Annotated in this window: 15 protein-coding genes; 3 read left to right on the top strand and 12 right to left on the bottom strand. The window is 69.8% G+C overall.

From position 1 onward, the window contains the following. Nucleotides 1–1,203: superantigen-like protein SSL4 (locus tag RJ03_RS37935; protein ID WP_218000936.1), on the top strand; the 1,203-nt coding region annotated here is incomplete at its 5' end. 60 nt (nt 1,204–1,263) lie between these two features. Here the strand turns inward: RJ03_RS37935 and proB are convergent. From proB to RJ03_RS07545, 12 genes are all read right to left on the bottom strand, one after another. Then, complete coding sequence (proB, locus tag RJ03_RS07595) at nt 1,264–2,382, bottom strand: glutamate 5-kinase (protein ID WP_036499487.1); 1,119 nt, start codon at nt 2,380–2,382, stop codon at nt 1,264–1,266. 107 nt (nt 2,383–2,489) lie between these two features. Then, entirely contained in the window at nt 2,490–3,950 is a 1,461-nt protein-coding gene (gene obgE / locus RJ03_RS07590; protein WP_036499485.1) for a GTPase ObgE, read from the bottom strand. 126 nt (nt 3,951–4,076) lie between these two features. Continuing rightward, a complete protein-coding gene (gene rpmA, locus RJ03_RS07585; RefSeq protein ID WP_025352062.1) occupies nt 4,077–4,343 on the bottom strand; it encodes a 50S ribosomal protein L27 in 267 nt (88 codons plus the stop codon). A 48-nt stretch (nt 4,344–4,391) separates the two neighbouring features. Next, complete coding sequence (rplU, locus tag RJ03_RS07580) at nt 4,392–4,703, bottom strand: 50S ribosomal protein L21 (RefSeq protein WP_036499461.1); 312 nt, start codon at nt 4,701–4,703, stop codon at nt 4,392–4,394. Nucleotides 4,704–5,042: 339 nt separating this feature from the next. Continuing rightward, nucleotides 5,043–8,471: a translation initiation factor IF-2 N-terminal domain-containing protein gene (locus tag RJ03_RS07575; protein ID WP_036499459.1), complete on the bottom strand. Its 3,429-nt coding sequence runs from the start codon at nt 8,469–8,471 to the stop codon at nt 5,043–5,045. Between the two features lie 127 nt (nt 8,472–8,598). Next, on the bottom strand, nt 8,599–8,796 hold the full coding sequence (locus RJ03_RS37005) for a hypothetical protein (RefSeq protein ID WP_143859875.1): 198 nt from the start codon (nt 8,794–8,796) through the stop codon (nt 8,599–8,601). A 253-nt stretch (nt 8,797–9,049) separates the two neighbouring features. After that, nucleotides 9,050–9,451, bottom strand: coding sequence for a nucleoside-diphosphate kinase (ndk, locus tag RJ03_RS07570; RefSeq protein ID WP_036499457.1), 402 nt, complete (start codon nt 9,449–9,451; stop codon nt 9,050–9,052). A gap of 45 nt (nt 9,452–9,496) precedes the next feature. Beyond that, the gene (locus tag RJ03_RS07565; RefSeq protein WP_082857361.1) at nt 9,497–9,838 is read right to left on the bottom strand and encodes a DUF4233 domain-containing protein; all 342 of its coding nucleotides are present in this window, start codon (nt 9,836–9,838) and stop codon (nt 9,497–9,499) included. 165 nt (nt 9,839–10,003) lie between these two features. Beyond that, nucleotides 10,004–11,428 (bottom strand): bifunctional tetrahydrofolate synthase/dihydrofolate synthase, encoded by a 1,425-nt coding sequence (gene folC, locus RJ03_RS07560; protein ID WP_036499520.1) that lies wholly within the window; start codon nt 11,426–11,428, stop codon nt 10,004–10,006. 50 nt (nt 11,429–11,478) lie between these two features. Continuing rightward, nucleotides 11,479–14,181, bottom strand: coding sequence for a valine--tRNA ligase (locus tag RJ03_RS07555; protein ID WP_036499454.1), 2,703 nt, complete (start codon nt 14,179–14,181; stop codon nt 11,479–11,481). A 341-nt stretch (nt 14,182–14,522) separates the two neighbouring features. Further along, a complete protein-coding gene (locus tag RJ03_RS07550) occupies nt 14,523–15,494 on the bottom strand; it encodes a diacylglycerol/lipid kinase family protein (protein ID WP_051024433.1) in 972 nt (323 codons plus the stop codon). Further along, complete coding sequence (locus tag RJ03_RS07545) at nt 15,491–17,068, bottom strand: FAD-binding oxidoreductase (RefSeq protein ID WP_036499516.1); 1,578 nt, start codon at nt 17,066–17,068, stop codon at nt 15,491–15,493. The genes RJ03_RS07550 and RJ03_RS07545 overlap by 4 nt, the downstream gene beginning before the upstream one ends. A gap of 158 nt (nt 17,069–17,226) precedes the next feature. Here RJ03_RS07545 and RJ03_RS07540 point away from each other — a divergent pair, with 158 nt between their 5' ends. Both RJ03_RS07540 and RJ03_RS07535 read left to right on the top strand, forming a co-directional pair. Then, complete coding sequence (locus RJ03_RS07540) at nt 17,227–17,832, top strand: TetR/AcrR family transcriptional regulator (RefSeq protein WP_051024432.1); 606 nt, start codon at nt 17,227–17,229, stop codon at nt 17,830–17,832. Nucleotides 17,833–17,877: 45 nt separating this feature from the next. Then, the gene (locus RJ03_RS07535) at nt 17,878–19,458 is read left to right on the top strand and encodes a glycerol-3-phosphate dehydrogenase/oxidase (protein WP_051024431.1); all 1,581 of its coding nucleotides are present in this window, start codon (nt 17,878–17,880) and stop codon (nt 19,456–19,458) included.

Genomic DNA, 19,458 nt, shown 5'->3' with positions numbered 1-19,458 from the left:
GCCACGCTGACCGGTTCGATGCCGGCCACCCGCTCACAGGTCGAACGAATCATGGACCATGCCGGTTGGCAGGGCCCGGCCGCCGAGGCCGCCGCCGCGAGCGCGCACAGTTTCGCCGCCTCCGTCGACGAATTGGCCGCCGTCTTCGGCGAGGTCGGCGCGCGGCTCGGTGCGGTCGCCGGCGCCGCGGAGGCGGTCAAACTGGCGGTACCGCCACCGGGCGATTCCGGGCCGGTGGGCGCCATCGCCCGAGTGTTGGAGGCCGCGCACGTGATCGATGCGCGCATCGCCGAGGAGGTCATGCGTCAGGAGGCGATTCTGGCGATGAACATGATCTACAAACCGGCCTACTCCGCGGCGGGCACCGCGGTCCCGGCGCTGCCCGAACCCCCGGCACAAGCCGACCCGGCCGGACCGCGGCCCAGCGCTCCCGCGCGCCCGAACGGCGACCGTCCGCAAGCGCTCCAAAGCCCTACCGCCCCACCGTCGTCCGAGTCCGAGCCCTCGACACCGGACCAAGCTCCGAACTCGGCCACTGTGCCCGGTGCACCCGCGTCGCCGCAGCCCGAACCCGCACCCGCACCCGCACCCGCACCCGCACCCGCACCCGCACCCGCACCCGCACCCGCACCCGAGAGCACGGCACCGGCGCCTCCCCACACGCAACCCGCACCCACTCCCGGCGACCCGGCCCCGAGTTCGTCGGCCCCGGCACCCGCCTTGCCGACGCACGATCCGGGCCCCACGCCGACCCCGGCGCCGCCGGCCTCTTCCGCCCCCACCTCGCCGGACCCGACACAGCCACCCGCACCGTCCAGCCCGAGCAGTCCGGTGCCACCGCCGGGTCCCCCGACGACCGGCCCGCATGACGCGCCACCCGTCACCCCCGCCCCCGCCCCCGCCGCACCGGCTGCGCCACCATCCGACACCCCCGCCCCGCAGTCCCCCGACCCGTCGGCATCCGCTCCACCGCCCCAATCCCCCACGCCCGCACCACCTCCCGCCCCGCAGTCGCCCGACCCGTCGGCATCCGCTCCGCCGCTCCAACCCCCCGCGCCCACACCACCTCCGGCCCCCGTGCCACCCGATCCGTCGGCGCCTCCGCTCACCGACCAGGAAGGTCAGCCGGGTATCACCGGCCCGATCCCGAACACCGATACGCCGACGACTCCCGACCAGCCCGGGGTGTCCCCGCCGGGTTGAGCCGAGGTCGGAAGCGCGAGAGATTTCGCCAGGTGCGCGGCCGGGGTGGTGCCGAGAGCCCTACACCTTGACCAGATCGTCGGCGTGAATGACAGGGCGTTGCATACCTTCCGGCAGTTCGGAGGTGGAATGGCCGGCCATGGCCTGTAGTTCGGTGCTGTCGTATTCCACGACGCCCCGAGCCACCGTGCGACCGTCGGGGGCGAGCAGGTCGACCACATCGCCGCCGTAGAAGCGACCCCTGACGCCGGTGATACCGGCGGCGAGGAGTGAGCGGCGCGAATGCGCGACGGCTCTGACGGCGCCTGCGTCGAGGTGGATGGCACCGCGGCTGTCGGCGGCGTGGCGGACCCAGAACTTGCGCGCCGACAACCGGACCGGACGCGCGGCGAAGGCCGTGCCGACCGAGGCGTCGCGCAGTGCCAGCGCCGCATCGGAGGCTGCGGCCAGCAGGACGGGCACGCCGGCGTCGGCGGCGAGGCGGGCGGCCGAGAGCTTCGACGCCATACCGCCGGTGCCGAGAGCACCGCCGCTGCCGGCGATCACACCGTCGAGGTCGGCGCTGCTGCGCACCTCGGGAATGAATGTGGCGGCGCCCCTGCGGGGGTCGCCGTCGTAGAGACCGTCCACGTCCGACAGCAGGATCAGCGCGTCCGCACCGACCAAGTGCGCCACCAGCGCGGCCAGCCGGTCGTTGTCGCCGAAGCGAATCTCCTCGGTGGCGATGGTGTCGTTCTCGTTGACCACCGCGACCGCGTGCAGGGCGCGCAATCGGTCGAGGGTGCGCTGCGCGTTGCGGTGATGTTCGCGCCGGGCGAAGTCACCCGCGGTCAGCAGCACCTGCCCCACCACGCGATCGAATCGGGCGAACGAGGTTCCCCAGGCGTGGGCCAAGGCCAGTTGGCCGACGCTCGCCGCCGCCTGTTTCGTCGCGAGATCCCTTGGGCGGGCGGCCAATCCGAGCGGGGCGATGCCGGCGCCGATCGCACCGGACGACACCACCACCACATCCGAGCCCGCGCGCATCCGCGCCTCGATCGCCTCGGCGAGCTTGTCCAGGCGCGCGGTGTCGAGTCCGCCCTCGAGGCTGGTCAGCGCCGACGAGCCGATCTTCACCACCACGCTGCGCGCGGTCCGGATCGACTGCCGAGTAGTTACCGCTCCCTTGTCAGAATCCACGTGTGTCACAACAACACTCACTCACTTGACACGCCACCACCGTGGCGCACGACGACAAACCGGACCGATACGCCCGCGCACACCGGAAATACCGGCGTGGCGGGCGATCACGGTTGGTCCTCGTCCTCCGAGACCAGGCCGCGGCGTACCCGGGAGGCATGTTTGCGCTCGGCGGCGGAGATGCGGTCGGTCTGGTCCAAGCGGGGGTCGGTCCCGCGCCCGGTCATCACCATATCGACACCGGCCGAAATCTGCGGCTCCCATTCGAAGCTCACATCGCCGATGGTGACCTCGGCGCCGGGCACCGCACCCTGGCGGACCAGCTCGTCCTCGACGCCGAGGCGCGCGAGCCGGTCGGCCAGGTAGCCGACGGCCTCGTCGTTGTCGAACTGCGTTTGGCGCACCCACCTTTCGGGGCGCTCGCCGCGAACGATGAATCCGCCCTCGACCTCCGGATCGGGTGCGACGGTGAAGCCGGTCTCACCGGCCACGACAGGCCGGATCACCGGACGCTTCGGCGCCGCCTTCGGATGCGCCTCGCGATATTCGCGGACCATATCGGCCAGCGCGAAGGTCAACGGGCGCAGACCTTCCCGGCTCACCGCGGAAATCGTGAACACCGGCCAGCCGCGTTCGGTGAACTCGGGCGTCACCATCTCGGCCAATTCGGCGGCGTCGGGGATATCGGCCTTGTTGAGGATGACCACGCGGGGCCGGTCGGCCAGATCGCCCAATCCGGCGTCGGCCTGCAGGGCCGGGCGGTAGGCGGCCAGTTCGGCCTCGAGCGCGTCGACATCGGAGATCGGGTCGCGGCCGGGTTCCAGTGTCGCGCAATCGACTACGTGGGCCAGCACCGCGCACCGCTCGAGATGCCGCAGGAAGTCCAGCCCGAGGCCGCGTCCGTCGCTGGCACCGGGGATCAGACCCGGCACATCGGCGACGGTGAAGGTGGTGTCACCGCTGGAGACCACGCCGAGATTCGGCACCAGCGTGGTGAACGGGTAGTCGGCGATCTTGGGCTTGGCCGCGGAGAGCACCGAGACGAGTGAGGACTTTCCGGCCGACGGGAAACCGACCAGGCCGACATCGGCCACGGATTTGAGTTCGAGAACGAGATCGCGCTCCTCGCCCTCCTCACCCAGCAGGGCGAAGCCGGGGGCCTTGCGGGCGCGCGACACCAGCGCCGCGTTACCGAGACCGCCGCGTCCACCGCGGGCCGCCACGAACCGGGTGCCCGCGCCGACCAGATCGGCGACGACCTCACCGTCATCGTCGATGACGACAGTGCCGTCGGGCACCTTCAGCAGCAGTTCCCCGCCCTGTTTGCCGTCGCGGTTGCCACCCTCGCCGGGTTTGCCGTTACCGGCCTTGGCGTGCGGGTGGAAATGGAAGTCCAGCAGCGTGTGCACATTCGGGTCGACTTCGAGGATCACATCCCCGCCGTTGCCACCGTTGCCACCGTCGGGTCCGCCGAGCGGCTTGTACTTCTCCCGATGCACCGAGGCACAGCCGTGACCGCCCTTACCGGCGCGGACGTGCAGTACCACACGATCGATGAATTTGGACATGCCAGTTGGACCTCTGTGTTTCGGTGGACGGTGGTGGTGAGCCTCCCGGAACGGCGAACGGGCCAGGGTTTATCTGCTAAACCCTGGCCCGCTTCGAAGAGTGTGTGGAGAAGGCTCCGGCGCGGCTCAGGCCTGCGCCGGCTCCGGTACCACGATGTTGACGGTCTTGCGGCCACGCTTGGTGCCGAACTGGACCGCGCCCGCCTCGAGGGCGAACAGTGTGTCGTCACCGCCACGACCGACGTTGACGCCGGGGTGGAAGTGGGTTCCGCGCTGGCGAACCAGGATCTCGCCGGCCTTGACGGCCTGGCCGCCGAAGCGCTTCACGCCGAGCCGCTGAGCATTGGAATCGCGACCGTTGCGAGAGCTGGACGCACCCTTCTTATGTGCCATGGCTGAAAACTCCTCGATTCGAAACCGGGTGGTTTCGCTAGGTCGAAATTACTTGATGCCGGTGACCTTCAGGACCGTCAGCTTCTGACGGTGGCCCTGACGCTTGTGGTAGCCGGTCTTGTTCTTGAACTTGTGGATCCGGATCTTCGGGCCCTTGGTCTGCTCGACCACTTCGGCGGACACCGAAACCTTGGCCAGCTTGTCGGCATCGGTAGTCAGCTCGGCGCCGTCAACCACCAGCACCGGCGACAGCGATACGGCCGCGCCCGGTTCACCCTCGATCTTCTCGACCTTCACCAGGTCACCGACCGCGACCTTGTACTGCTTTCCGCCGGTCTTGACGATCGCGTACGTTGCCATCGGTCGGCTGCCCTCTTTCCTCAACTAGTGCTCGGCACTCTGCTCGCACGGCCGCGTGCCGGTGGACACCGGCAACCGCCGTACGACTGGTCTGATAGTCACCGCCGCCTCGGCACTTCTTCCGTACCGGAGGGCTCGTTTCGAGCCGGATCTCATGACAGCGCAGCGTTTTCTCAACACAACACGGTGCTGTCACCGGGCAGCGACTGTCCAAGATTACAGGACTGCCACCCCCCGCACCAAACCGGGGCGCCACCGCTGTGAACGCGGTCCGCAGCGGCGCCCCGCCCGCCGTGCGGGCGGGGCCTGTGCTGCGAGTTCTCCGGTCCGGCGACCGGATCAGTTCGGCGATTCCGGCGCGCCCGCGGCTCGCCCGGCGGCCCGGCGACGGGTCCGCTGCCGCGGGGTCACCTCGGCCGGAGCCAGCTCGTCGAGCGAGAACTTCGGCGCGCTGTCCTGATCGGCGTCGGTCAGCACGAAGACCGCGCCCCGGCTGTCGGTCGACGGAGCCGACGCGGTGCGCGCCACCCGGCGACGGCCACGACGGGCACCCGTTTCCGGAGCCTGCTCGGCGGGCTTCTCCTCGGCCGGTGCCGGAGTAACCGCGGGCTCGGCCGGCGCCGACTGTGCTCCGACCCGGCCTGACACCACGGGCCGCTCGGGCTCCGCGACCGGCTCGGCAACAGCAGGTTCGGCCGCCACCGGCTCGGTGCCGTCACGTTCGGCGGCCACAGGTTCGGCCGCTTCCGCTGCGACGGACTCGACTTCGGCGGATTCGGCGACCTCGGCCGCCGCGGCCCGTCCGCGTCCCCGGCGCGAACCCCGTGAATCCTTGGCCTGCGGCCGCGATTCGACCTTCGCCTCGACCGGCGCACCGGCCTCGGCCACCTCCTCGTCGGTGTGATGCGCGGCCATCGCGAGCGCCACCGGATGAGCGCGCTTGGCGGCCGCATCCTCCTCGGGATGCGCATCCGCGGTGTCCGTCGCGGCGATGCTCGTCTGCTTGGTGTCCTTGTCGCGGTCCTTGTCCTTGCGACGGCGACGGCCTTCGCGGCGGCCGGACCCCTCTTCGGCGGGGGCGGTCTCGACCGGATAGTTGTGCACGATGATGCCGCGGCCGTGGCAGTGCTCACAGGTGGTGGAGAACGCCTCGACCAGTCCGGTGCCCAGCTTCTTGCGGGTCATCTGGACCAGGCCGAGCGAGGTGACCTCCGACACCTGATGGCGGGTGCGATCGCGCCCGAGCGCCTCGGTCAGCCGGCGCAGCACCAGATCCCGGTTGGATTCCAGCACCATATCGATGAAGTCGACGACGATCATGCCGCCGATATCGCGCAACCGCATCTGGCGCACGATCTCCTCGGCGGCCTCCAGATTGTTTCGGGTGACCGTCTCTTCCAGGTTGCTGCCGCCGGATCCGGTGAACTTGCCGGTGTTGACGTCGATCACGGTCATCGCCTCGGTGCGGTCGATGACCAGGGTGCCGCCGGAGGGCAGCCACACCTTGCGATCGAGAGCCTTCGCCAGCTGCTCGTCGATGCGCAGGCTGCCGAAGACGTCGACGCCGTTGTTCTCGTAGCGCTCGACCCGGGCCAGCATGTCCGGTGCGACGGTGCGGACGTAGTTCTCGACCGTCGTCCACGCCCGGTCGCCCTCGATGACCAGCTTGGAGAAGTCCTCGTTGAACAGGTCCCGGACGACCTTCACCAGCAGGTCCGGCTCTTCGTACAGGGTCTTCGGCGCGCCCGACCCGTTCTCGGCCTGCTTCTCGATGGTCTTCCAGGTGGCCTGCAGCCGCTCGACGTCGCGGGCCAGCTCGGTCTCGCTCACACCCTCGGACGCGGTGCGGATGATCACTCCGGCGTCCTGCGGGACGATATCGCGCAGGATCTCCTTGAGCCGCTTGCGTTCGGTATCGGGCAGTTTGCGGCTGATACCGGTCGAGGTCCCGCCCGGGACATAGACCAGGAAGCGACCGGCCAGGCTGATCTGCGTGGTCAGCCGGGCGCCCTTGTGCCCGACCGGATCCTTGCTGACCTGCACCAGGACGGTGTCGCCGGGTTTGAGGGCCTGCTCGATCTTGCGTTCCTTGCCGCCGAGCCCGGCGGCCTCCCAGTTCACCTCACCGGCGTAGAGCACGCCGTTGCGGCCGCGGCCGATGTCGACGAACGCCGCCTCCATGCTGGGCAGCACGTTCTGCACCTTGCCCAGGTAGACGTTGCCGACCATGGACGCGGTGCCGGTGTTGGTGACGAAGTGCTCGACCAGGATGTTGTCCTCGAGCACGGCCACCTGCGTGGTCGCACCGACATGCGAATGTTCGCCGGCCGGGAACGACTTCTCGCGGACCACCATGACCCGGTCGACCGCCTCGCGGCGGGCCAGGAATTCCGATTCGGTGAGGATCGGCGGGCGGCGGCGACCGGCCTCGCGACCGTCGCGACGACGCTGCCGCTTGGCCTCCAGCCGGGTCGACCCGCTGATGCCCTGCACCTCGTCTACCGTGCGGCGCTTGTTACGCGGTTCCCGCTCGTGCACGACGGTGTTCGGCGGATCGTCGTCGGCGGGCTCGGATTCGTTGTCCTCACCGGCCTTGCGGCGACGGCGACGGCGGCGACGGCGGGTGGAACCCTCCGGCGTCGAACCCGAGTCGTCGTCGCTCTCCTCGCCGGTCTGCTCGGCAGCGTTGTCCTCGGCGGATTCGTCGGCGTCGGCGTGCGCCTCGATGTCCTCGTCGTCGGAGTCGTCGTCGGACTCGTGATCGGCGTGCTGCTCACCCCGGCCCCGGCCGCGACCGCGGCGGCCCCGGCGGCGGCGACGCGAACGACCACCGTCCTCCTGCTCGTCGCGCGACTGCTCGTCGTCCCAGTCGCCGGATTCGGTCTCGGTCTCTGCTGCCGCGACGGTCTCGGACTCCGCGGGTGCTTTCTCCGGCGCGGGTTCGGCGACCTTTTCGGTGGCCTTCTCCGCGGCCTTTTCAGCCTTCTCCGCGGCCTTTTCAGCCTTCTCAGCGGCCTTTTCGGCGGCCTCGGCCTCGCGCTCGGCACGCCGGCGGCGGCGCATCTCCTCGGCGGCCGCGGCATCCGGCGGCAGGAACAGCGGCGCGGCCGCGATACTCGCCGGCTCGAAGACGACCGGCTCCTCGCGCTGCGCGGCGGACTGCTGGAACGGGCTGGTGAACAGCGACGTGTGCGGCGCCGATTCGGGCTCGCCGGATGCCGCCGGCGACTCTGTCGCTACCGGCGATTCCGATATCACTGCCGGGTTCGCAGTGCCGGCGGCCTCGACGACGTCCGCGGCCTGCGCGGTACCGGTGACCTCGGTTTCGGCGACCGCGGTGGATGCGCCGGACTCGCTCGGCTCGGGTTCGCCGGCCGTCTCCGGCGCGGTGGCGGTCTGCGCGGTATCGGCCGCGGCGGTGGATGTGGTCGCCGGAGACGCACTCTCGGCGGGCGCCGGAGCAGGCGTCTCGGCCTGTTCCGTCGCGGGCTCGGCCACCGGTTGCTCGGTGCCGGCCTGTGGCGGAACGAGCGCGTCGCGCACGGATTCGGCGACGGTCCGGTCCAGGCTGGATTGGGCGCTGCGAGCTTCGGCGCCCAGTTCGGTCAGATGGGCAAGGATGCGTTTGCTGGTGGTACCCAGAAGTTTCGCCAGCGCGTGCACCCGGATACGTTCGGGCAACTGCGCTGCCTCCCCTACCCCGGCCACCTCGGTAGAGGTGGAATCACCATTGCTCTGCGACGTTCCTTGCGGCTCTTGATCGGCCACGAAATCTCCTCGGGCCCCCGGGCGCGTCCCACTCGTACGAGAGTGACGCGGCCGACGCGGGGGCGCTGTCCGTTCGCCTCACGCCTGTGGCGCAAGGTCTGATGGTCTCGCCCCGCGTGCCCGGTTATCACCTGTCGTACGTCGTTCGGGCTAACTGGTCACGCGGCGCCTGGCTGTTGGCTTTCACACCTGAGCTCGAGCGCTCATCCAGCGTGCCGCCGAACAGCCGAGTCTTGGAACCGTCCGGGGCAGCGATGATCGGCGTCGAGCCGCGGTGCCATTCGGTTGCGTTCGCCACCTGCCCCGATAGGCGGGCGTCGATCACATCCGCTTCCAGTATCCCACACAGCGACCCACTGGTACGTCATCGGAGCGTGCCCGCACCGTTTCCGTGGCCCGACCGGGGAGACTTTCCTACACCTGAGTAGGTCTTTTCCGGCGGATGCGGATCATCCGCTGGAGTGTCGCCGCGACCCACGAGCAAATGATCACGGTGGCGTTCGGGTACCGCTGCGTACGCGACGAAGGCGCAAGCAGCGGTACCCGGACGGCGAGCCCTGGAGGCCGAAGGGCAGAGCTCAGAACCAGAGCGCGATCTCGCGCTTCGCGGATTCGGGGGAATCGGAGCCGTGCACGAGGTTGAACTGGGTTTCCAGGGCGTAGTCGCCGCGGATGCTGCCGGGGACGGCCTTCTCGACGGGGTCGGTGCCACCGGCGAGCTGGCGGAAGGCGGCGATGGCGCGCGGACCCTCGAGAACGGCCGCGACGACCGGGCCGGAGGTGATGAATTCGATCAGCGAGCCGTAGAACGGCTTGTCGGCGTGTTCGGCGTAGTGGGCGGCGGCAAGTTCCTCGGAAACCTGCTCGAGCTTGAGGGCCGCGATCTTCAGGCCTTTGCGTTCGATGCGGGTGATGATCTCACCAACCAGGCCTCGGGCCACGCCGTCCGGCTTGATGAGTACCAACGTCTGCTCAGTCACGGCGACACTCTAACCGTCGCTGCCACCGGATTCCGAACCGAGCCGTCAGGATGAGCCCTGCATTCGCTGGCTCGGCAGCAGACCCTGGTCCATGCGGCGTTTGACGTCGGAGCGCAGCACCAGAATGAATGCCCACACCGCCGCGAACACGACGCCGATGATGCCGATCGACAGATGGATGAACCCACCGGCCAGCACCAGCACCTGCAGGCCGAGATTGAACGGCACGGCCCAGGAACGGCGCTGCATGCCGGAGCCGACGAACATCAGGACGGCCAGACCGACCAGATAGGTCACCGACCACCAGCTGAGTCCGCCGCCGACGGCCCCGACCACCGGCAGCGCCAGCAGCACGGTGATGGCCTCGAGTACCAGCGCGCCGGCCATCACGCCGCGAAAACCCTTCCACGGGTCGGTCGCGGGCGCGGGTACACCCGGCTTCGGTGCGCCGGCCTCGCCGCGCACATCGTCCTCGCTACCCACGTTGCCTCCTCCGCGCCGGCCCGCCGATGCCCTCGGCACCCAGCTTCCCACCGCCTCCGGCCCGCTGCTTCACGCGGGGTCCTTCCCGAACAGCGAGCGCGCCGCGCCCGCGGTGACCACCGAGCCGGTGACCACGATGCCCGCGCCGGATACCGGTTCGCCGGCGCCTCCCGCTTCCTCGGCGATGGCGATGGCGGTTTCGACCGCATCGGCGAGGCTGTTCGCGGTGACGACTCGCTCGTCGCCGAACCGCTGGACGGCCAGGTCGGCGAGTTCGTCGACGCCGAGCGCCCGCGGTGAGCCGTTGGTGGTGACGACGACCTCGTCCAGCACCGGCTCCAGCGCGGCGAGGATGCCGGCCGCGTCCTTGTCGGAGAGCACCGCGACCACCCCCACCAACTTGCGAAAGTCGAATTCCTCGGTGAGTGTCGCGGCCAGCGCCCGCGCGCCGGCGGGGTTGTGCGCGGCGTCGATGAAAATGGTGGGCGCGCTGCGCATCCGTTCCATCCGGCCCGGGCTGGCCGCCGCGGCGAATCCCGCTCGCACCGCGTCGATATCGAGCTGCTTCTGCGCGCCGGCGCCGAAGAACGCCTCGACCGCGGCCAGCGCGAGCGCCGCGTTGTGCGCCTGGTGTTCACCGTGCAGCGGCAGGAAGATCTCGTCGTAGACCCCACCGAGCCCCTGGATCTCCAGGACCTGACCGCCGATCGCGACGCGTCGCGACAGCACCCGGAACTCGGAACCGGCACGGGCGACCGCGGCGTCGGCGTCCACCGCGCGCCGCAGCAGCACCTCCATCGCCTCGGGTTCCTGTTCGGCGATGATGGCGACGGTGTCGCGCGGAATCAGCAGGTCCTGCGGCGACTTCTTGATGATCCCGGCCTTCTCTCCGGCGATCGACGCCAGATCCGGGCCCAGATAGTCGGTGTGGTCCAAGCCGATCGGCGTGATCACCGCGACCTGCCCGTCGATGACGTTGGTCGCGTCCCAGGTGCCGCCCATCCCGGTCTCGACGACCGCGACATCGACCGGCGCCTCGGCGAACGCGGCGTACGCCATCGCCACCAGGACCTCGAATTTGCTCATCCGGGGTCCCGGTCCGTCGCCGAGGGTGCCGTCGGTCGAGCGCGCGTCGATCATCTCGACGTAGGGCAGCAGTTCCCGATAGATCTCGACGTAGCGGGCCGGGGTGATCGGCGCGTTGTCGATGGCGATGCGTTCGGTCGCCAGTTGCAGATGCGGGCTGGTGAACCGGCCGGTGCGCCGGTGCAGCGCGGTGAGCAGCGCGTCGACCATGCGGGTAACCGAGGTCTTGCCGTTGGTACCGGCGATGTGGATGGCGGGATAGCTCTGCTGCGGGGAACCGAGCAGATCCATCAGGGTCGCGATCCGGGTCAGCGACGGCTCGATCTTGGTCTCGCCCCAGCGCTGGTCGAGTTCGGCCTCGACCAGCGCCATTTCGGCGAGGTCGACCGGCGAGGGACCGGTGCGCAGCCGGTCCGCACCGCCGGCGAGCGGTTCGTGGTCGAAACCTTCGCCGCCGATCACTTCTTCGCCACCGACTCCGTGATCTGGGCCAGCCGCGCCCCGATCCGGGTCACCTCGGATTCGGCGACCTCGCGGCGGGTGCGAATCTTGGCGACCACCTCGTCGGGCGCCTTGGCCAGGAAGGCCTCGTTGCCGAGTTTGGCGGTGGTGGCGGCGAGGTCCTTCTGCGCGGCCGCGAGATCCTTCTCCAGCCGGCGGCGTTCGGCGTCGAGGTCGACCGTGCCGGAAGTGTCCAGTTCGACGGTGACGGTGGCACCGGACAGGCGCACCTCGACCGCGGCGGTCGCGGAGAAATCGGCGTCCGGTGCGGTGAGCCGGGCCAGGCTGGCGATTTCGGCGTGCAGCCCGGTGAGGTCGGCGGTATCGATGCCGATCAGTTTCGCGGCGACCTTCTGCTTGTCGGTCAGCCCCTGATCGCTGCGGAACCGGCGGATCTCGGTGACGAGCTTCTGCAGATCCGCGATGCGCTGTGCCGCAACGGTATCGGTGGCGACCCCCGAGGGCTGCGGCCACGCGGCGATCACCAGGGAGTCGTCCGCACCGGCCTCGGTGAGGGCCTGCCACAGCGTTTCGGTGACGAACGGGATGGCCGGGTGCAGCAGGCGCAGCACCGAATCCAGCACGTTGCCGAGGACGATGCGCGTGCTCGCGGCCCGCTCCTCCGACTCGGCGAACTGCACCTTCGCCAATTCGAGGTACCAGTCGCACAGTTCGTCCCAGGCGAAGTGGTACAGCGCCTCACAGGCCTTGCCGAATTCGTAGCGGTCGAAGGCGCCGTCCACCTCGGCGCGCACCTCGTCGAGCCGGTCGAGGATCCAACGGTCGGTGTCGGTGAGGGTGGCGCGTTGGGGCAGGTCACCCGGCGCGGCACCGTTCATGAGCGCGAACTTGCTGGCGTTGAACAGCTTCGTGATGAAGTTGCGCGAAGCCTGCACGTGCGGCGGCCCCACCGACAGGTCGCTGCCCGGCTGCGCACCCCGGGCGAGGGTGAAACGCGTTGCGTCGGCACCGTATTCGTCGATCCACAGCAGCGGGTCGACGCCGATGCCCTTGGACTTGGAGTATTTGCGGCCGAATTCGTCACGGATGAGGCCGTGCAGGAAGACGTCGTCGAACGGAACCTGCTGCCGGCCGGAGTCCTTTCCGGTGGCGATGACCGGGTCGTCGGAGACGAACATGCCGAACATCATCATCCGGGCCACCCAGAAGAACAGGATGTCGTAGCCGGTCACGAGCACGCTGGTGGGATAGAACTTCGACAGTTCCGGGGTGGCGTCCGGCCAGCCCATGGTGGAGAAGGGCCACAGGCCGGAGGAGAACCAGGTGTCGAGGACGTCGGGGTCCTGCACCCAGCCCTCGGGCGCCTGTTCGTCGGGGCCGACGCACGCGATCTCGCCCTCGGGGCCGTACCAGATCGGGATGCGGTGGCCCCACCACAGCTGCCGCGAGATGCACCAGTCGTGCATGTTGTCGACCCATTCGAACCAGCGCGGTTCCTGGCTGGCCGGGTAGATCGTCACCGCGCCGTTGCGCACGGCGTCACCGGCGGCCTTGGCCAGTGATTCGACCTTCACCCACCACTGCATCGACAGCCGCGGTTCGATCGGTTCGCCGGAGCGTTCGGAGTGGCCGACGCTGTGCACGTACGGGCGCTTCTCGGCGACGATGCGCCCCTCGCCGGCCAGCCGCTCGCGGATCTTGACGCGCGCCTCGAACCGGTCCATTCCGTCGAATTCGGTTCCGGTGTCGGCGATCTTGCCGGTCTTGTCCATGATGGTCGGCATCGGCAGGTTGTGCCGCAGGCCGATCTCGAAGTCGTTGGGGTCGTGCGCGGGGGTGATCTTCACTGCGCCGGAACCGAATTCGGGGTCGACGTAGTCGTCGGCGACGATCGGGATCTGGTGGCCGGTGATCGGGTGGTAGACGGTGGTGCCGATCAGCGCCTTGTACCGCTCGTCCTCGGGGTGCACCGCCACCGCGGTATCGCCGAGCATGGTCTCCACGCGGGTGGTGGCCACGATGACGTGCGGTTCGTCGTCGTTCAGCGAGCCGTAGCGCAGCGAGACGAGCTCACCCTCGACGTCCTCGTATTTCACCTCGACGTCGGAGATGGCGGTCTCGAGCGAGGGCGACCAGTTCACCAGGCGCTCGGCGCGGTAGATCAGCCCGGCGTCGTAGAGGCGTTTGAAGATGGTCTGCACCGCGCGGGACAGGCCCTCGTCCATGGTGAAGCGGTCGCGGCTCCAGTCGACGCCGTCGCCGAGGCGGCGCATCTGGCCCTGGATGGCTCCGCCGGATTCACGCTTCCAGTCCCAGACCTTGTCGACGAACAGTTCGCGGCCGAAGTCTTCCTTGGTCTTGCCGTCGACGGCGAGCTGCTTCTCGACCACGGTCTGGGTGGCGATGCCGGCGTGGTCCATACCGGGCAGCCACAGCACCTCGTAGCCCTGCATCCGCTTGCGGCGGGTGAGCAGGTCCATCAGGGTGTGGTCGAAGGCGTGGCCCATGTGCAGGTTGCCGGTGACGTTCGGCGGCGGCAGCACGATCGAATAGGGCGGCTTGTCGCTGGCCGGGTCGGCGGTGAAGTAACCGGCCGCTACCCAGCGCTCGTACAGGTCGGCCTCTACATCGCTGGGGTTCCAGCTCTTGGGGAGGGCGTCGGCACGATTTCGCGAGTTATCAGGGGCTGCGCTGGTCACCGTGCGATTCTACGGAGTTGAGCAGGAGGACTCGACACGGCCCCGCCACACCCCTGAGACCCCGCCACTCGAGCGCCGGACGTGCGGGCCGGGTCGCGCCGCGCAGCGAAAGAGGCGGGCCGACCGGAGAAAGATGTAGGGCGGGGTTTTCGGCGGATGAGGGACACCGAAAACCCCGCCCACGTCTTCGAGACTACCGCCCGGATCGGCGCAATACACCAATCCATATGCAATTCTCAGCTTTTGCCCGAATCCGTTGTGCAGGTGCGGGTTTGCCACTCAGCATGCTCGCAGATTCGCCACGAGGATGCGGAGGCCGCGCCGAGCGGGTGGACGGCGGATCACGGCACGAGGATCGCCAGTGCTCCGGGTTCGGCGCGGAAGGTCGCCGGGAGCAGTCCCGCCGGGTCGCCGTCGGCGGTCGCCGGTACCGCGGCGGTCAGGGTGATGGTGCGGGCCCGGTAGTGCCCGACCGCGGGATGGTCGATGCGCTTGCCGGCGGCCAGGGCCGGGAGCAGGCGGACCATCTCCAGTCGCGACATCGCGCCGACCACGGTCAGGTCGAGCAGGCCGTCGTCGACGATGGCGTCGGGGCAGATGAGCATGCCGCCGCCGTAGGTCCGGGTATTGCCGACCGCCACCATGACGGCCTCGGTCTCGACGACGCGATCACCGGCTCCGTCCGGCTCGCCGGACAATTCGATGCGGTAGGGCACGCCGAGCTGACCGAGCAGTTCCGGAACCGCGGCGAAGGAGTACCGCAGCGAGCCCTTCGGACGACGCATACGGTTGGCGCGCAAGGTCACTCGCGCGTCGAAGCCGGTGCCGGCGACGGTGGCGAATCGCATGGGCCGATGGGCGACGGCGGGTTCGATTCCGGCCGCCCAGCCCTGCGCGTGCTCGGGATCGGGCGTGGATTCGATCGCGCCGAGGTCGATGGTGCGCACGCGACCGCCGAGCACGATGTCGGCTGCGGCCCGCGGATCGTCGTCGGGTACTCCCAGCTCCCGGGCCAGGTCGTTACCGGTCCCGCCGGGCAGCAGCCCCAGCGGCACCCCGGTCGAGGCGATGGCCTGCAGCGTGACGCAGACCAGTCCGTCACCGCCCGCGCAGACGACGGCGTCGGGGCGCTCCGGCCCGCGCACCGAATCCCGGACCAGGCGAACGGTTTCGGCCGCGTCGGCACCGCGGATCTCGCGCACCCGCACCCTACGCTCGGCGAAGCGGGCGGTGGCCGCGGCGGCGGCCGCCAGTCCCCGGCCGTGGCCGGAGTGCGGGTTGGTCACCAGCGCGACCGATCGGATGGCGGTCACGGAATCAGCTTGCCCGGGTTGAGGATTCCCGCCGGGTCGACGGCATCCTTGACCGCTCGCAGGATGCGCGCGCCCAGGTCGCCGATCTCGGCGGTCATCCACGGCCGGTGGTCGGTGCCGACGGCATGGTGATGGGTGATGGTCCCTCCGTGTCCGGCGATGGCGTCGCCGACGGCGCGTTTGGCCTGCGCCCATTGTGCCGACGGATCGTCGGCCTGCTTGGCGACGACGGTGAAGTACAGCGAGGCGCCGGTCGGGTAGGTATGCGAGATATGGCACATCACCAGCGCGGGAGTGCCCTGCGCGCCGAGCGATTCGGTGAGCGCGGTGGTGACCGCCGCCTTGAGCCGCTCGACATTCGACCAGTCGGTCGCCGTCTCGAGGGTTTCGCACAGGACGCCGATATCCAGCAGCGCATCACGCAGATAAGGGGCGCCGAAACGGCCGTGCTCCCATTCCCGCGCCGGTTGTTCACCGAGTGAGGTGCCGCCCGCGGCGGCGAGCAGGGCCGAAGCCTCGGCGCTGCGCGCGGCCACGTGGGCTCGGGTGCCCTCGAACGTGGTGACGGCCAGGCAGCCGCTGACCGGCGCGCCGCCGATATCGCCGGAACGGGCCAGGTTGAGCCCGGTCTCGGCTTCGTCGGACAATCGCAGCACGGTCGGCGCCGCGCCGTTCTGCACCACGGTGCGCAGCGCGGCGGCGCCGGTGGCGAAGTCCGGGAACGACCACGCCTGATACGCGGTGGTCTCCGGAATCGGGTGCACCCGCAGCGTCACCTCGGTGATGACGCCGAGCGTGCCCTCGGATCCGGCGAACAGCTCGCGCAGATCCGGTCCGGCGGCCGAGGCGGGGGCGCGGCCGAGATCGACTGTGCCCGTGGGGGTTGCGATCTTCAGGCGCATGATCATGTCGTCGAAGCGGCCGTAGCCGGCCGAGGCCTGACCCGAGGATCGGGTGGCCGCGAAGCCGCCGATGCTGGCGTATTCGAAACTCTGCGGGAAATGCCCCAGCGAAAGTCCGTGGGCGGCAAGTAGTTTCTCCGCCTGCGGCCCGGTCAGTCCGGCGCCCAGGGTCGCGGTGCCGCTCACCGGGTCGACGTCGGACAGCCCGTCGAGTCGCCGCAGATCCAGGGCGATCACGGTGTCGAAGCGGCCGCGGGCGGGATCCACTCCGCCCACCACGCTGGTGCCGCCACCGAAGGGCACGACGGCGATCGACTGTTCGGCGCAGTAGGTGAGCACGGACAGGACCTGGTCGTGATCGGCCGGGAAGACGACGGCATCGGGTGCGTCCTGCGGCGCTTCGGCGCGGCGGCGCAGCAGGTCGGGCGTACTCTTGCCGCCCGCGTGCAGCAGCCGGTCGCGGTGGTCGGCCGACACCTGATCCGCGCCGACCACCGCCGACAGCCCCGCGCGATGCGCGGCCGTCAAGCCGGATTCCCGCAGTGGCACGTCGCCCTCATCACGACGGGCCACCGGTTCCCCGGACACTCCGAAGACCTGCGCCACCAGGGTCCGGATCCGGTCCGAGAGCGGCGCATGAGCCGAGGCGATGCCCCAGGCGTCCCACACCATACTCGGGCGATCGGACGACTCGCCCGGTGTCGAGTTTTCCGATTCTGTCGCGGATGTGTCCTGTCGCGTATCGACCATGCGTTACAGTCTGACATAGACTGTCAAGCAGTAACGAACGCGAATCGCAGTGACGAACACAGACCGATGGTGAGTTGTTGATGGATCCGAACGAACCCCCCGGCCCCGACGGCGAGCTGTCGGCTATCGACTTGGCGATCCTGGCGGCGGGACGCGCCTGTGTCGAGGAATTCGGCGTGCGCCGGACCACGCTGAGCGAAGTCGCCCGGCGCGCCGGCGTCAGTCGCCCCACGGTGTACCGGCGCTGGCCCGATACCCGGTCGCTGATCGCCGAGTTGCTGGTCCGGGAGCTGAGCGAGATCGTGGCAGCCAGCATTCCCATCGATGGTCCGGCGCGTGCGCGCCTGGTGGAGGGCATCGTCTCGGGTGCGGCCGAGATCAGGTCGAACCCGTTGTTCGCCAAGATCTTCCGCATCGACACCGATCTGATGCTGACCTATGTGTTCGGCCGGCTCGGCCGCAATCAGCGGCAATTGATCCAGGTGTTCTCCAGCGCCGTCCGCGAGGGACAGCGCGACGGTTCCATCCGCGCCGGCGATCCCGATCATCTGGCAACCATGCTGCTGCTGATCGGTCAGTCCACCGTGCAGTCGGCCGGCACGGTCAGCCATCTGCTCGACGACGCCGGACTCGATGTCGAGCTCGCCCGCGTCGTCGACCGGTACCTGCGCCCCGATACCGATTAGCCGCCCCGATACCGATCAGTCCGAGAACAGAGAGCGAGACAGCGCATGCTCGACGAGAGCACACCGGCCGCGGGCCACGGGTTCGGCGGCACCGCGGGAGATTCGGCACTCAACGCCGCCCGCCGCGGCCGCGAACTGCGGGCGCTCGGCGATGCGGACCGCATCGACGTCCTGGTCGTCGGCGGCGGTGTCACCGGGGCGGGCGTGGCATTGGACGCGGCGGCGCGCGGATTGCGGACCGTTCTGGTGGAGGCGCACGATCTGGCGTTCGGAACCAGCCGATGGAGTTCGAAACTCGTCCACGGCGGATTGCGGTATCTGGCCTCCGGCGGGGTCGGTATCGCCCACGAGAGCGCGGTCGAACGCGACATCCTGCTCACCACCACCGCACCCCATCTGACTCGCTCGATTCCCCAGCTCGTCCCGGCGTTCGCCGGCGGTTCCGTGCCACAGCGACTGCTGGTCCGCGCGGGCTTCCTGGCCGGAGATGTGCTGCGGCGCAGCGCCGGAACCTCTCCGGAGGTGTTGCCGCGATCGCGCCGGGTCGCCGCGGCCGAAGCGCTGCGGCTGGCGCCGACACTGCGCCGCGCCGGACTGCGCGGCGGGATGACGGCCTGGGACGGTCAGCTCGTCGACGACGCCCGGTTGGTGGTGACGATCGCGCGCACCGCCGCGGCGCACGGCGCGACCGTGCTCACCCGCGTCCGCGCCGAGCGGGTGAGCGGCGACTCGGCGGTGCTGCACGATGTGCTGACCGGTGAAACCCTGTCCGTACGAGCACGTTCGGTGATCAACGCGGCCGGGGTGTGGGCCGACCGGGTCGATCCGAGTATCGAGTTGCGGCCCAGCCGCGGCACCCACCTGGTCTTCGACGCCGCGGCCTTCGGCGGTCTCACCGCCTCGCTGACCGTGCCGATTCCGGGCAGCACCAGCCGCTTCGTCTTCGCCTTCCCGGCCGCACACGGCCGCGTGTATCTGGGGCTGACCGACGAGGACGCACCCGGCCCGGTTCCGGACGAACCGAAGCCCACCGACTCCGAGATCGATTTCCTGCTCGACACCGTGAACACCGTGCTCCGGGAACCGTTGCGGCGCAGCGATATCCGCGGATCCTTCGCGGGCCTGCGGCCACTGCTGCGCACCGCCGACGACGCCACCGCCGACATCTCCCGCGAACACGCGGTCCTGCACTCCCCCGGCGGCCCGATCACCGTCGTCGGCGGCAAGCTGACCACCTACCGGCAGATGGCCGAGGACGCGGTCGACGCCGCCGTGGCCGCCGCCGGCCTGACCGCAGCGCCCTGCCGGACCAAGCGAATCCCGTTGGTGGGAGCGGTATCCGGGCGCGCGCGGGACCGGATCGCGGCGCCACCGGTGCTGGTCGAGCGTTACGGAGATCAGGCCACACAGGTACTCGCCGCGGCGCAGCGCGATCCGCGCCTCGCCGAACCGGTCGCACCCGGTATCGACGTGCTGCGTGCCGAATTCGCCTTTGCGACAACCCACGAAGGCGCGCTGGACGAAGCCGACCTGCTGGACCGCCGGACCCGGATCGGCCTGGTCGACAGCGACCGAGCCGCCGCCCTTCCGTCCGCGCGGGAAGTGCTCGCGGCCAGCCGAGCCTGA

It is taken from the genome of Nocardia aobensis NBRC 100429, from assembly GCF_000308375.1.
Classification (GTDB): Bacteria; Actinomycetota; Actinomycetes; order Mycobacteriales; family Mycobacteriaceae; genus Nocardia; species Nocardia aobensis.
This window is presented reverse-complemented; position numbering and strand designations above follow the sequence as displayed.